The 12,968-nt window shown below is 27.2% G+C and carries 11 protein-coding genes and 1 tRNA gene; 2 read left to right on the top strand and 10 right to left on the bottom strand.

Features of this window, described 5'->3' with window-relative positions:
• Window positions 1–58: 58 nt before the first annotated feature.
• From MARPI_RS00325 to MARPI_RS00290, 8 genes are all read right to left on the bottom strand, one after another.
• Entirely contained in the window at window positions 59–703 is a 645-nt protein-coding gene (locus MARPI_RS00325) for a TIGR00153 family protein (RefSeq protein ID WP_014295594.1), read from the bottom strand.
• A gap of 47 nt (window positions 704–750) precedes the next feature.
• On the bottom strand, window positions 751–1,689 hold the full coding sequence (locus tag MARPI_RS00320; RefSeq protein ID WP_014295593.1) for an inorganic phosphate transporter: 939 nt from the start codon (window positions 1,687–1,689) through the stop codon (window positions 751–753).
• 171 nt (window positions 1,690–1,860) lie between these two features.
• Window positions 1,861–2,433 carry a TetR/AcrR family transcriptional regulator gene (locus tag MARPI_RS00315; protein WP_014295592.1) on the bottom strand — a complete coding sequence of 191 codons (573 nt, stop codon included), beginning with the start codon at window positions 2,431–2,433 and terminating at the stop codon, window positions 1,861–1,863.
• Between the two features lie 158 nt (window positions 2,434–2,591).
• The gene (locus MARPI_RS00310; RefSeq protein ID WP_014295591.1) at window positions 2,592–3,887 is read right to left on the bottom strand and encodes an ABC transporter substrate-binding protein; all 1,296 of its coding nucleotides are present in this window, start codon (window positions 3,885–3,887) and stop codon (window positions 2,592–2,594) included.
• A gap of 75 nt (window positions 3,888–3,962) precedes the next feature.
• The gene (gene coaE, locus MARPI_RS00305) at window positions 3,963–4,535 is read right to left on the bottom strand and encodes a dephospho-CoA kinase (protein WP_014295590.1); all 573 of its coding nucleotides are present in this window, start codon (window positions 4,533–4,535) and stop codon (window positions 3,963–3,965) included.
• Complete coding sequence (locus MARPI_RS00300; RefSeq protein ID WP_014295589.1) at window positions 4,532–5,899, bottom strand: glucose-6-phosphate isomerase; 1,368 nt, start codon at window positions 5,897–5,899, stop codon at window positions 4,532–4,534. Before MARPI_RS00300 ends, coaE begins: the two co-directional genes overlap by 4 nt.
• A 33-nt stretch (window positions 5,900–5,932) precedes the next feature.
• A complete protein-coding gene (locus MARPI_RS00295) occupies window positions 5,933–6,445 on the bottom strand; it encodes an adenine phosphoribosyltransferase (protein ID WP_014295588.1) in 513 nt (170 codons plus the stop codon).
• A 116-nt stretch (window positions 6,446–6,561) separates the two neighbouring features.
• Entirely contained in the window at window positions 6,562–6,771 is a 210-nt protein-coding gene (locus MARPI_RS00290; RefSeq protein WP_014295587.1) for a hypothetical protein, read from the bottom strand.
• Between the two features lie 78 nt (window positions 6,772–6,849).
• Between MARPI_RS00290 and MARPI_RS00285 the strand changes: the two genes are divergently transcribed.
• Both MARPI_RS00285 and MARPI_RS00280 read left to right on the top strand, forming a co-directional pair.
• A tRNA-Ile gene (locus MARPI_RS00285) sits at window positions 6,850–6,926 on the top strand.
• Between the two features lie 268 nt (window positions 6,927–7,194).
• Window positions 7,195–8,994, top strand: a complete 1,800-nt coding sequence (locus MARPI_RS00280) for an outer membrane protein assembly factor BamB family protein (RefSeq protein ID WP_014295586.1) — start codon at window positions 7,195–7,197, stop codon at window positions 8,992–8,994.
• A gap of 31 nt (window positions 8,995–9,025) precedes the next feature.
• Here MARPI_RS00280 and MARPI_RS00275 read toward each other — a convergent pair whose 3' ends face one another.
• Window positions 9,026–11,824, bottom strand: coding sequence for an AAA family ATPase (locus MARPI_RS00275; protein ID WP_014295585.1), 2,799 nt, complete (start codon window positions 11,822–11,824; stop codon window positions 9,026–9,028).
• Complete coding sequence (locus MARPI_RS00270; RefSeq protein WP_014295584.1) at window positions 11,811–12,968, bottom strand: metallophosphoesterase family protein; 1,158 nt, start codon at window positions 12,966–12,968, stop codon at window positions 11,811–11,813. The genes MARPI_RS00275 and MARPI_RS00270 overlap by 14 nt, the downstream gene beginning before the upstream one ends.

The following is a 12,968-nucleotide window of genomic DNA, read 5'->3' as shown; positions in this document are numbered from 1 at the left end:
AACAACTATGTTAATAAAAACTCCCTTCAAGAATTGAAGGGAGTTTTATGTTTGATGACTATACCCGTCTTTTATATATAATTATTTGTATTCTATCGGAAACATCTTCGGATGTATCGGATATATCAGCTATTCTGTGAACTAATTTTTTTAACTGCATTTTATGCGCTAGGCTAATATCAAGATCATAAATCTTCCTTATTGTATCTCTTTCTATTTCATCAGTTTCATGCTCAAAATGCTCTGTTTGAATTATTAAATCATTGGCCTTTTCAAAATTTTCAAACATTTCTTTTGCTGCACCTTTTACAGCAAGATAGGTATTATATGCCTTTTCACATAATCTAACAAGATTTTCTCTTATTTCTTCTGGCACTTCAAGACGCTGCAATTCAATTTCATCAGCTACACTTTCCGCTTTGTTTGCTATTCTATCCATAGCTTCTACCGTTCCCAATAAATCACCTCTAAAATTTGGTAAAAAAGCTCCTGAATACATTTCGGATTCAACATTTCTTCTTATGTTGTCTGCATAAGATTCTGAATTTCTTACATCATCTGCCAATTTTAAAACAATTGATGTATCTTTATCAAGATTTTTTATTAATTCTTTTAGTTTCTGGATAGTTGTATCCACAGCATCCAGATGTTGATTAAATAATTCTATTATTTTCTTTTCTTTTCTTCCAAAAAAAAGACCCATATTTTCACCCCCATTATATTAATTATACTATAAAATTATTATTATTTTTAAAGATTTATTTTAAATATCCCCTTTAAAATAAAATATATTAAAGCTGTTATTATTCCTGAGGAAACAGGGGTGTTTACCCATGCGCCAACTATTTTAAATAAAATTTTTTTATTAGTTAATCTTGAGCCTCTTGCATATCCTGCCCCTATAACCGCTCCAACTATAGCCTGAGATGTAGAAACAGGAATTCCTAATATTGCATAAATCCATACTGTTATAGATTCACCTAAAACAGCAATTGCAGCTGAAAAATAATCTAATTCCATTATTTGAGTACCAACAGTCATCATAACCTTATAACTATATGTTAATACACCAAATGATATGGCCAATCCTCCAACCAATGCCGCTGTATTTACTCCTATTGTACTTGCAAATACTCCTGTAATATTTGCAACATTATTTGCTCCTAATGAATAAGCTCCATAAGCTCCAATTAAAAGCGTTGCAATTTGGACCGTTCTTTCTTTTGCATAAATAGAATTAATTTTATTAAAAGGTATTGCTAACAATTTATAAGATAAAAAGCCAAATATTGCACCGCCAATAGGCGTTCCAACCCATGCTAAAACTAATTTTAAAATTATTGCCCAATTAACTCCCCCTTCTATTAATCCCACAGCCATAATTGAACCAACTATGGCCTGCGAAGAAGATACCGGAACTCCTAAATATGTCATAACAGTCATTGTTAAAGCCGCTGAAAAAACGGAAATAGAACCTGAAATTAAACTTTGCGCAGTTACGCTACTTATAGTCTCAATTCCTTTTGCTCCACCAGTTAAAGCACCTATTAAAATGAAAATAGCTGAAATAATTGTCGCGGTTCTGTATTTTACTATCCTATTTGAAACAGCAGTACCAAAAATATTAGCAGCATCATTTGCACCAAGAGACCACCCAAAGAATATAGCTGGCAACAAGTATATAAACATATAACCCCTCCACTACTATAATATAATAAAAAAGACGTATCATTGATTGTACTACAAAATACGTCTTTTTTAAAATTCAATAATATGTAATCTAAAATAATTAAATTGTAATAGATTTAATTACTTTCTATTATTGCTTTAAATTAAAAAAAAGAGGATTTAAATCCTCTTTTAAAAACCTTTTATATCCGGAAGATCTTCTTTTCTATTGAAAAATTCTTTTAAATTTCTTAATTCGCTGTCTATAACATCGGGATTTGCAGCAACTTTAAAACTTAATCCTATTAAGAATGTTTTCATTAATTCTGCAGTGTTATCAATATTATTCATTCCAATTTCGTGCAATTTAAGAAATTCTTTTATAGTATTGGTAAACTGCATATCCAAAAATCTAGCTTTTTTTGATACCTCTTTTTGTCTATACGGATATGTCAAAATCTGTGAAAAGGCTATCATATATTTTGGAGGTGTAAAAATTTTTCTTATTTTTTCTTCTGCAGTCATTGTTTTCTTTTTAAATATTTCATTTATCCATTCTTCCAATATCCCTTCGCCTGTAGCAACAAGCGCTTCATCTTTAGATCCAAAGTAATAATGCAAAGAAGCAATAGTTAAATTTGACATTTCACATATATGTCTTGTTGTTGCTTCAGAAATAGATTCTTCATTAATTATTTTTATTATAGAATCCATTAAATTTTCTTTTCTTTTTGCTCTTAAGGTTGGATTCGGTCTTCTTGCCATAAAATTTAACCTCCTTTTTATCAACTCATACTTGAATTATATCATCATTTTACCTTATTGTCAAATCATTGATATAATAAAAAGGTTAATTTTTTGTAAAGCACATTTGTGTATAAAAAAGGTGGGCGATTTTAAATCACCCACCCTTAAAATTTTAATTATTTTGAATATTCTTCATTTTCCATTAAGAGATTTTTCATTTCATTAACCATTCTATTATATGCTTCTTCTGCTGTTATTTTATCGTATAAGAAATCAGCTGTTATAGTTCCTAATGCTTTTCTTATATCATACCATGCTGCTGGTTTTGGATCAGGAACAGCTGTTTTTAATGAATCTAATGCAATTGCCGGTTTATCATCATTTGCAACATATGCTTTCCATTGTGCTGTTTCAACTACGTCTTTTCTAACAGGTACATATCCTGTATTTACTGCCCAATATGCCTGATTTACTTTTGTTAATAAGAAGTTCATGAACATCCATGCTGCCTGCTTTTGTGCTGGTGATGCCCAAGCAAACATAATTAAATCAGTACCAGCAATTGGTGAATGTGGAACACCATCTACTGAAGGTAATGGAGCCCATGACCATTCATATTTTCCTTTAATTGATTTTTCTACATATGGTTTTCCTGCAATTGTTCCCATATACATTGCAATTTGTCCATTTCCAAATGGATCATTTAAGTATCCACCCTGAACAAATGCAACTTCATCTGATTTTAATTTATGCATATATTCTAAAGTTTTTATTGTTAAATCTTTGTCGAGAACAATTTTCCATTTTCCATTTCCAGCATAATCAAGAATTTTACCATTCATTGCATATAAGAATACCTGGAAATCATCTACTGTAGTTCTATAACCCAATCCATACTGATCAATCTGACCGTCACCATCAATATCATCTGTTAATTCTTTTGCTACTTCTGATAATTCATCTAATGTTTTTGGTGGTTCTACACCGTATAAATCAAATATATCTACATTGTAATATGTTGTATATACACTTTTGTTGAAAGGAATTGAGTAAATTTTATCTCCCCATGTACATAATTTCTTGAAAACATCATATATTTGATTATCCCAAACATTTTTAAATTCTGGATCACCGTAGATAAATTTGTTTAAAGGTTCAACTATTCCCTCACTCTGTAAGTACTTTGATGTCCAGTTTGAGTATGCCTGTGCTAATACAGGAAGATTATCTCTTGTACCTTCGTTGTATGCAACAACTGTACTCAATAATTTTCTTGATAATGCACCATAATTACCTACATATACAGGAACTACTTCAATTTCGGGATTTTCCCTGTTAAATGCAGCTACTAATTCTTCTAATGCCTTTCCATGGCCCCCACCCATAGCATGCCAGAATTCAACTTTGATCTTTTCACCAAAAGAAAAAACCATAAGTGATAATACCAATAATACTAATAAAAGCTTTTTCACAAAAGACACCTCCCATTAAGATTATTAAAAAACTTCAGCATTACATTATACTATAATTCACTTAGAAAAATCAAATTAAAAAATTTTAAGTATTTGAAATAATTCGTCTTTAATTGCATTTAGTTCCTTTTCTGTGTTGATTTTGTAATGATAATTTAATTTTAAACTTTTTTGAGCATTAATAATATTTTTAGCTTTTTCTGGATCCATTTTTCGAAATTCAGTTAATCTTTTAAAGCGTTCTTTATCAGAAGCTTCTACTAATAAAATTATATCACATATTTCATTTAAACCTATTTGATCAATTAAAGCACCATCTATTATTACATATTCATACTTATCCTTTTTATATTTCTCTATTAATTCTGAAACAAATTCTTTAATTTTTGGATGAACCACAGAATTTAAATAATCTAAATTTTTTTTATTTGTAAAAACTATTTGAGCTAATTTGCTCCTTTGAATTTCATTATTTTCTAAAATTTTATCACCAAATTTTTTTACCAGTTTTTCTTTTATATCTTTTTCAAACAACGCTTTATGACCAAGCTTGTCAAGATCAATTATTGGATATCCCTTTTCCTTTAAAAGACTGGCAATGGTACTTTTACCACTGCCAGCCAATCCTGTAATTCCTATTATTTTCATAATTCGAATTTTTCCTTTTTTGAAACTTTTTCATTTACTTCTTTTGCAAATTCTTCATATCCTTCTCTACCCATTAATGCGTATGTAACCTTCTTACCAAGTTCAACCCCTGGTTGATCATATGCGTTTATTTCAAGTAATTTTGCCATAATTGCTGTTTGGAATTCATAAAGGAAGAAGAATTCACCAACATTAAATGAATTTATTTCAGGGAATATAACCTTCATATTTGGTTTTCCATGTTCTGTTAACGCATATTCAGTTCCAAATAATTCTGTATTCAACAATTCTGATAATGTTTTCCCACCTAAATAGGATAATGCGGAATATTCTTCATGCACTTTTGGTATTTTTATATCTCTTTCAAACTTTTCAAGTTTTAAGAATGTTACTACTTTATCATCTGGGCCTTCATTATATAATTGAACCTGTGAATGCTGATCAGTTGCTCCCAATGCCTTTACAGGAGTTTGACCAACATTTACAATTTCCCCATTTATATTATATTTCTTTCCCAAACTTTCTGCCCAGAGCTGTCTATACCAATCAGCAAGTAATAGTAGTTTATTTGAATATGGCATCATAACAGAAATATTATATCCTTTTTTATAATATAAGAAGTGTAAAAGTGCATTTAACGCTGCTGGATTTTCTTTTAAATTTTTATTTATCACTTTATCCAGCATGGATTTTGCACCATTTAATAAATCTATAATATCAATACCACCCGCTAATGCTGAAAGCAATCCAACTGGTGTTAATACACTAAATCTTCCGCCAACTTCCGGTGGAATTTCCAATGTTTTTATACCTTCTTCTTTGGAAATTTTTCTTAAAATTCCATTTTCAGGATCTGTTGTAAATATTATATGTTCTTTAGGATCAAGCCCATAACTCTCTATTATTCCTCTTGCTATAAGATAATTTGACATTGCTTCAGCTGTTGTTCCGGATTTTGATATAACATTAAATAATGTTGTATGAGGATCTATTTGATCTAAAATAGATGCAACAAAATCGGGATCTACATTATCAATAATAAATATTTTTGGTGTTTTTCTATTTTTCATATAATTATAATTTAATGGATTTAATGTTGTTTGTAAAGCAATATTTCCTAATGCTGAACCACCTATCCCAAGAACCACAAAACTTTCAAATGATTGTATCCAATCCTGTAAATCAAGAATTTTATCAAGAAATTTGGTATCCTGAGGAAGTTTTACAAACCCTGGCTTTTCATTTAATATCTCATCTATGATTTCAGCTATTTTTCCCTCATATTCAATCAACTCTTCTTGTTTTATACCTTTTTCAATATTAGGAAAAAACATATTTGTAAAATCAAATTTTAATCCTTTCATTTTACCCCTCCCATAATAAAATTTATAAAGATTTTAATATTTCAAAATACTTTCTACTCTAACATTATCTAACTTTTCTCTTGGATTTAAAAATTCTAATTCAATTAAACAAATAATCCCTGAAACTTCAGCTTCTAATTTTTCTACCAATGTTTGAATTGCTTTTATTGTTCCGCCAGTTGCTAAAACATCATCAACAATTAAAACCTTTTCTCCTTTTTCAAGTGCATCTTTATGCATTTGAATCTTAGCTTCACCATATTCTAACGCATATGAAACTTCAACTACTTCATAAGGTAATTTCCCAGGTTTTCTAACAGGAACTAATTTTTTTCCTAATTTATATGCTAATGCTGAACCAAATAAAAATCCTCTTGCTTCTGGAACAAGAATTGCATCAAATTCTATATCTTTAACTTTTTCAGCCATTTCATCTATTACACCTTTAAAAGCTTCTGGGTCTGCCAATAATGGTGTAATATCTTTAAAAATTATCCCCGGCTTTGGAAAATCTGGAATGTCTCTAATAAATTTTTCAAAGTTCATAATCAATTCCTCCTTAATTAATATAAAATATTGACAGCATTATTTTACCATATTTTTTTTAAAATACAACATCATTTTTTATATAAAATTAATCATGCCCCTTTTATGGGGCATGATTATTGTTTATACCTACTATTATATTTATATGAATAATTTAATAATATTGATATTTTCTTTTCTAATTCTATCAAAGTAACTTTATTTCCTTCTTTTAGAGTTTCAAACGCCGCTTTTATTACAAGAATTCTTGGATATTTATCTAAAGTGACCTTAATCGGGTCAACAATTTTAAAGTTTTTTTTACTTTCAACATCTAATGTTTTCATTTTTTTATCACTCCCTTCAAAAAAAATACTTGACAAAAATAATTTTAGATGTTATAATCTAAACGCATTAAGTGAGAAGGGCTCGTAGCTCAGTTGGTGAGAGCTTCCGGCTCATAACCGGGAGGTCGGTGGTTCGAATCCACCCGAGCCCACCAGATGCGAGGTTTTTAACCTCGCTTTTTTTTATACCTATATTAATTTTAATATATTTTATTTTTTTTGTCAAGTTTTTTTGTTTTTCAGGTTAATTTTTTAATCTTCCAATTTTCTTTTATATACATCGTTCCAGAACGTTACTTTTTGTTAATGAATTCTTATCATTTTCTTTTCACTTTTTTGATATTTTTTATTTTTTGTAATGAGTACTTTTATGATATAATAATTAATGTATCACTTGATATATTAATAGAATGAGGTGTTTTTATGAAAAAAATGTTAACTTTTTTATTTCTTATGTTTTATTCCCTGATATTTTCCATTACAATTGATACACTTGATAATCAAAATTATACAGGTACATTTCTTTCTATGAATCGGGCTCTTGTTTTTATAAAAGATCATAATAATAAGATTCAAAAAATTTCATTATCCATGATTAAAGATATGAATTTCACACGCGAAGAAAAAGAAAATATGTATTTTTCCCTTAATAACACCTATACTTTTAAGGGTGCTTTTGAAAGAATCGATGGGGATTATTTTATTTTTAAAAATGATAATGCTATTTTTTATATAAAGAACAGCGATTTAAAAATCGTCGTCGTTAAAAAAAGAGTTTTATCTTCTTATGTTGCCACGATATTCGGTGAATTTAGATTTAATTCTATAAAGATCATTTCTGATAAATTATGGAAGGTTTCTACAAATTATGGAATTATTGAAATTCCTTCAAATTATATTCTTTCTTATTTCAGACCCAATTTAAGTAGCAAAAATAAAAATATTGTATATTTTAAAAACGGGGATTTTCTTTTTTATGAAAATATAGAAATAAAAAATGGTCTTTTCATTTTTAAAGCTCTTGATTTTTCTTTTTATGCCTCTGCAGAAGATATTATTTTTCTAAAATCTAAGAATTACATTCCTCAAATTGATTCTTTTAAAGAGATGTATAAATTAACTATTAATGAAAAAGAGTTTTACACAAAAAGCTTTAAGATAGTGAATAATTCTCTGGTTTTTGATAATTATTCTTTTAAAAATCCAAAGATTGATTTTATTTCCAGGTCTATAGTTAATTTATTTGTTTCAGAAGATTCTTTTATTGGTGGTATTTCAGTAAACAATAACAGGATTTATGTTTCTGCACAATCAGGTTTATTTTATATTTTCGATTTTTATGGTAATTTAATTAAGAAATTTTCTTTAAAATCCTTTGCAGTTGATCCTCCAGTAATCTATAAAAATAAGGTTTTTGTTTCAACAATTAGAAAAAGTTTGTATGTTATATCCAATGATTCAACCATAACTAAATTTGATTTTGATACAATTAGTGCAGGAGTATCTATAAAATCTCAAAATACATTATTATTACCAACGTGGTACAGAGGTTTTTTTATATTGGATCAAAATCTCAAAGTGTTAAAATCTTTTGATACTAAAATGTCAAAATTTTCATCTATTATTGATCATGAAGGAAATATTATTTTTCTTGATGCTTATTCTAATATTATGAAATTGGATAAAGGTTTTAATATCCTTTTTTCAAAACAATTTGGCGACGAAGCATTAACAACATATTTTAATATTGATAAAGATAATAATATTTATGTTAACGGTCCATATGTCACTTTTACTGTATTTGACAAAAACGGCAATATTTTATGGAAAGTTGATTTGGATGATTTACCTTATTCATATCCATTAATTGATAAAGATAAAACCGTTTATGTTTCAAGTAAAGGAAAATATTTATATGCTTTAAAAAATGGAAAAATTTTATGGAAGAAATATATTGGTTATATTCCCGGAACAGGAATTCTAACAAAAAATATGATTATTCTAAATGCTCTTGATCATAATGTATATTTTATTGACAAAAAAACAGGAAATATTATTAAAAAATATCATTTAGGGTATTCAAAAATGCTATGTTCTGATGATAATAATAATATTTTCTTTGCCGGTTCAAATGGAGTTATTGCAATTTTATATTTAAATGAAGATATAATTTCACAATACAAGTTTTCTTGCAAACATACTAATAATCCTTATATAAAATAATTAAAAGCCCTGATTTTCAGGGCTTTTGTATTTACAAATTAATAATATTTTCTGCCATTTCAGAAAAAGTGCCATCATGTGTAACTATAAAAGCTTGCTCAATATTTTTTAACATTTTCTTCAAATTCTCTGCTAATAGATTTTTTCTTTCCTCATCTAAATTACTTGTAGGTTCGTCTAATATATAGAAATTTGCATTTGACAAAAAGGTTGCCAATGCTATCCTGATTGAAATAGCTACACTTACCTGTTCTCCGCCTGATAATATTGAAAAATCTCTATCTCCTTTTATCTCGTCACGTAATATGACTAAATAATCCCTCGATGAATCCCAGATTATTACTTCATTTTTTCCAGTAATTTCTCTATAGTTATTAGTTGCATATGTAGAGATAATATTTGTAACCCTCTCACTAACATACTTTCCCATAGCTTTTATATTTTCTCTAAATTCCTTTGTTAATTTTAATTTTTTCTTAAAATACTGAACTTTATCTATATATTCCTTTCTTTCTTTTTCTTTTTTATTCAACTCGTTTAAAATATTTATTAGATTTTCTCTTTCATTTCTTTTTCCACCAAGTATTTTATTCATTTCCGATATATCAGTATATAATATTTTTATTTTTTGATTTAACTCTTTTAATTCCGCTTCTAACTTCTCATCTTTTTCAAAAGATAGTATTTTTTCTTTTACTTCTTGTATTGTATTTTTTAAATTTTCTAAATTTTCTTCTTCTATTTGTTTTGCTACTTTTAATTCTTCAATTTTATTTGATAATTCTTTATTCTTCAAATAATTATCATAATCTATTTTGTATCTTTTTCTCTCTGTTTTTAATCTCTCTATTATTTCCCTAATTTCTTCTATTTCTATTTCAATATCACCATATGCTTTCAATTCGTCTATCAATGAAATCCTTTTTGATTTTATATTTAATATTTTACTTTTATACTCTTCTGTTTTTCTAGTTATTTCCAGTATAAAATTCTGTTTTTCATTAATTTCATTTCTATATTTTTTTATATTTTTAAAAATGTTATTGAGTTCATTTTTTAATTCCGCATTTTTAGCTGAAATTTCATTTATTTCAGCAGTAATTTTTCCTCTTTTTTCACGTATATCGCCATATTTTTCCTTTATTTCATTTATCTGATTTTCTATTGTTTTGTTTTCTAATTCAATATTTTCAATATTTTCAATCTCTTTTTTTATTGCAGAAATATTCGATTTTATTTCTATTACATTACCATCATTTTCAGCTATTTCATTTTCTATATTTTTATGTAATTCTAATTGTTTAACATATTCATTCACTGTTTTATTTAATCTTTCAATTTCAACATCAAAATAATTATTACCTTCTTTTTTTTGTTCCAAATTTAGACACTTTTCATTTAATATTGGACAAATTCCATCTTTCAATTCTTCTTTTGAATTTTTTAGATTTTCAATTTTTATTTGAATTTCCCTAATTTTATTTTTTAGTTCTTCCTTTTCTTTTAGCTTATTTGACAGATATTCTTTATTTTTTTCATATTCTAATAATTTTACTTTTAACTCTTCTAATTTTTGTAATTTCTTTTCCTTCTCAGTAATAATTTCTAAATTATTCTTTCTTTTTTCCAATAATATATTGTAACTATCATATTCATTATCTATTTTTTCCTTTATGTTCATTTGTTCCTTTAATTGTTTCTCTGTTTCTACCAACTCAACATTTATCTTTTGATATATTTCATTTAATTTTTCTAATTCATCTTTTTTATTATTAATGATCTCTTTTTCTTCTCCAACTCTTTTTTCTGCAGTTTTTAATTTTTCAGATAACAGCTCTTCAGAACTTTCCAACCTTTTTATTTTCTCTTGAATTTCTCTTTTTTTCTTTTCTCTCAGTATTAACTCTTTTTCCTTTTGTGAGTTATTTTCTATTTCATATTCTAATTCTTTATACTTCCTATAGCCTTCTTCACTTTTCATTACTATTTCCTTTGCTTTTAAAGATTGATCAATATCTTTTTCCAACTTTAAAATTTTTTCTTGCAAAACTTCTTCTTTTAATTTTAATGAATCTAACTTATGTTCATATTCTTTCAGTCTGTTGATTTTTTCTTCAAGAGATTTCTTTTTTTCGTCATATCGAGCCGCTTTTTCTTTCAATTTTGATAATTCATTTTCCAAATTTTCTATTTCCTTTTTTACTTTTTCCAATTCCAAATCTTTTCCTGCATATTCTTCTATTTGCTTTTCCAATATTTCTACTTTACTTTCAAAAGACAATATTTGTTCATTATATTTTTTTTCTGAAAGCTGCAAAATCGAATACAATTGCTCATAAACTTCCGTATCAAAGATTTTATTAAACAACTCCTTTCTCGATGATGGTGTTTCATTAAAAACTCCTATAATATCATTTTGATTTGCACTAATTACATTTCTGAATATCTCTTTTATATTTTTACCTTTTATTCCTGCAAGAACACCTATTTTTCTAATTACATCATCTTTTCTTTCCGAAAGAACCGTCCCATTTTTCTCTTTCAAAATCACTTTGCTTTGTCCGCCTATCTTGCGTTCTACAATATATTCATTATCATCATTACCAATAAATTCAACTGTAATTGTAGCTGTTTTAGCCCCTTTATTTACCGCATTTTTAAGACTTTTATCCCTCGGTTCTATATCAAACATAGCTATTCCCAATGCTTCAAATATTGAACTTTTTCCCGTTCCATTTTTACCCAACAATAGATTTATTCCTTCCCTGAACTCAACGATTTTTTCTCTATGATTTCTATAATTTTTTAATTGTATTCTATTTATTTTCATTATTTTCACCTTCTAAAATACCACTTAAAAAATTATCAAATATTTCGTTTATAAATTCCGGATTACCTAAATTTTCTTTCATTAAACCTATATTTTTAATCACCTTATCGCTATTTGAAGAAAAAATATTCCCCCAGGATTCTATAACCCTTTTTTCTATTTCCTCTTTGTTTATATTTTTTATATTATTTACTCCACTGATATAAGATGTATATTCAACATTTATAAATACCTTTAAAACGCCCTTGTTTTCAAGTATTTTCTCTATTTTTTCGGTATCCACTATTTTATTGTTCAAATTCTTGATCTTTAATTTTACAATATCTCCCTCATTTATTTGAATATTTTCTAATTCATCATATATTTCATCTGACATATCAAATGCATATGTTTTAACTTCACGCTTATTGGAAGGAAAAAATTCATATTTATTTGTTTCAGTATCAAATATAATAAATCCTTTTTCATCTCCTTCTCCAAAATCCCAGTATTCTGGTGAACCAGGAACAAAGAAATATGGATTTTCTTTTGGAAACTTTCTATATGTATGCAAATGCCCACCAGCCATATACAATACTTTTCCTTTAAACTTTTCTATTGTTTCAGCTTTTACACAACCAGGAAGTATCTCTCCACCTATTCCAGTATGAACAATCACTATATTTTTTTTGTTGCTATCAAGCTTTTGGGCTAAATCATCTAAAATTTCATCTATTATAACTCCTTGATATGGAATACCATAAAAATTAATATCTTCAATTGTTATGGGATTACATATACATTCTCCATCTTTTCTTTCAAATTCCGGAATTTTTACCAATTTTCTCTTTTCAAAATATTTTATCCATGAATCATTATCGGAATATATCCTGTCGTGATTACCCTCTATTAAAAAAGTAACTATATTATTTTCTTTCAATTTTTCTAATAACTTTTCAGTTCTATATAAAATATCCGGTAATAAAGAACTTCTATCAAAAATATCTCCAGCTATTATAAATACATCAACATTTTTTTCTATTCCCTGTTCTATTATATATTCTGCTGCTTTAAAATAATCATCATACCTAACCTTTGAAAAATTTCCAATTCCTCCTGCCGGTCTTCTTCCAAGATGCCAATCAGCTGTGTGTAATATTTTCAT

The sequence above is a fragment of the Marinitoga piezophila KA3 genome, from assembly GCF_000255135.1.
In the GTDB taxonomy this organism is placed as follows: domain Bacteria; phylum Thermotogota; class Thermotogae; order Petrotogales; family Petrotogaceae; genus Marinitoga; species Marinitoga piezophila.
This window is presented reverse-complemented; position numbering and strand designations above follow the sequence as displayed.